Below are 2,215 nucleotides of genomic sequence, written 5' to 3'. Positions count from 1 at the left end.
TCAGAGTCGTCCGAGTCGTCAGAGTCGTCCGAACTGTCCGAGTCGTCGCTGTCGTCAGAGTCGTCGGACTGGCCCGGGGCCGACCCCGAGTTACCCGGCGACTCGCCGTCATCGGACTGACCGCTCGCGTCGCCGTTCTCTTGCGTCTCGTCGCCGTCGTCAGACTGGCCCGGAGCCGACCCCGAGTTACCCGGCGACTCGTCTTCGTCCTCACCGTCGTCGGACTGACCCGGGGCCGAACCCGAGTTGCCCGGTGATTCGCCGTCGTCCTCACCGTCGTCAGACTGGCCCGGGGCCGAACCCGAGTTACCGGGGGCGCTCGATTCGTTCTGCTCCGTGTCGTTGACCGGCGGGTTCGCCGGCACGACGCGGGGTTGACCGCTCTCGTTGCGCTGCTGACCCGGCGGTGTCGCGTTCTCCGAGTTACCGACGCCGGGGTTCGAGGAATTGCCCGCCGGGGCCGTCGAGTTCGACGGGTTGTTGTTCGTCACGAAGTCGGACATCTGCTCACCGATGCCGGTGAAGCCCGCACCCTTCAGCGACTTGGCGAGCGCCGAGACGACTTGCCCGAACGGACCGGTCGACTCCGGCGGCGTCAGGTCCGCCGTCGTCGTCGCCGTCTCGTTCTCGTCCGTCGCCGTGACCGTCACCGTGACGTTCTCCGAGGGCGCCGGGAGCGTGACCGTTCCGCTGTCACCGGTCGTGTACTCGCCCGTGCCCGCGTACGTCGTGTTCGAATCAGTCGAGACGTTCACCGTCGCGTTCGCGACCGGTTCGCCGAGTCGACCGACTGACACCGTCACCGTTCCGTCGGCCGCCTGGTCGACACCGACCGCGAGCGTGTCGACTGACTGGACGACGACCGAAGTCGTCGCCGTGTCGTTGTCGTCAGTCGCTGTAATCGTCAGTTCGACCGTCTGTTCGGGGTTCGAGAGCGTGACCGTCCCGTTTTCGTCCGTCTCGAACTCACCCGTGTCCGCGTATGTCTCGTTCGACGTGACGTTCACCGTCGCGTTCCCGACGGCAGCGTCACCGCGCGTCACCGAGACGACGACCGACCCGTCGTCCGCGCCAGAGACAGAGACGTTCAGCGTCGGATTCAGGGTTGCCGTCGCCGTCACCGTGTCATTGTCGTCAGTCGCCTCGACGGTGACCGTCACCGACTCGTTGGGGGCGGTGAGCGACACCGTGCCGTTCTCGTCCGTTTGGTACTCGCCCGTGCCCGCGTACGCGTCGTCGGACGTGACGTTCACCGTCGCGTTCTCGACGGCGGTGTCTCCGCGCGTCACCGAGACGACGGCCGAGACATCGTCCATCTCCGAGACAGAGACGCTCAGCACCGGTTCGAGGTCGACCGTCGTCGTCGTCGACGCGTTGTCATACGTCGCCTCGACGGTGACCGTCACCGAGTCGTCTGGGGCGACGAGCGACACCGCTCCGTTCTCGTCCGTTTGGTACTCGCCCGTCCCCGCATACGTCTCGTTCGACGTGACGTTCACCGTCGCGTTCTCGACAGCTGTGCCGTTGTCTGTGACGTTGATCGTCACCTCGCCCGTGTCGTCCTGTGACACGTCGAGAGACAGCGATTCCTCAGTCGTCTGGCCAGCGACGGCCGCCGGCCCGAGGGCCGATGCCACCAGCATGACCACCATCAGTATTGCACCAGTTCGCGTGTTCATTCCATCCGTCCCCACGTCCTATGGGGGGTTAAAGAAGGGAAGCGCTGAAGTTGGGTTTGTGCGGGTTTCAGCCCGATTAAATCCGGTTTAATTGGGTTGACGCAAGCGTCCTCAGGCCGAATGAGTATGTAAATCAAACAGATGTATCTCTGCGGATGATGAAAATGGAGAGCGAGACAGCACTCGCTCTCGAACAGTGAATGAAGTATGAATGGTGAGGCGGCGAATCGGATCTCCCAGAGGGTCGCCCACTCCAGTACTGACCGATACGCAGGCAGGCTTAACGTCCGTGTTCGGGATGGGTACGGGTGTGTCCCTGCCGCTCTGGCCGCCTTCATGCCGACCGACGGAATCGAACCGTCGTCACACCAGGGTCGGTAACGACCGTATGATACGTGCGATCCAGTTAACGCCTGGACCCAATCAGTCAGATCAGGTCACAGTGCGAAATCAGATGAATGTGGCTTGGACTGTTAGTGCTCGCGGGCTGAACGCCTCGTTGCCTCGGCGCGTACACCCCGAGTCTATCGAACTCG

At 63.7% G+C, this 2,215-nt stretch carries 1 protein-coding gene and 2 rRNA genes; all 3 read right to left on the bottom strand.

Going from position 1 to position 2,215, the window contains the following annotated elements:
• Positions 1-1,679 (bottom strand): hypothetical protein (locus BLU18_RS07665; protein WP_092633673.1); only part of this gene is annotated, 1,679 nt, incomplete at its 3' end.
• 214 nt (positions 1,680-1,893) lie between these two features.
• Positions 1,894-2,015, bottom strand: a 5S ribosomal RNA gene (gene rrf / locus BLU18_RS07660).
• A gap of 117 nt (positions 2,016-2,132) precedes the next feature.
• Positions 2,133-2,215: ribosomal RNA gene (locus tag BLU18_RS15320) — 23S ribosomal RNA — on the bottom strand; the annotation flags it as partial.

Source organism: Haloplanus vescus (genome assembly GCF_900107665.1).
Classification (GTDB): domain Archaea; phylum Halobacteriota; class Halobacteria; order Halobacteriales; family Haloferacaceae; genus Haloplanus; species Haloplanus vescus.
This window is presented reverse-complemented; position numbering and strand designations above follow the sequence as displayed.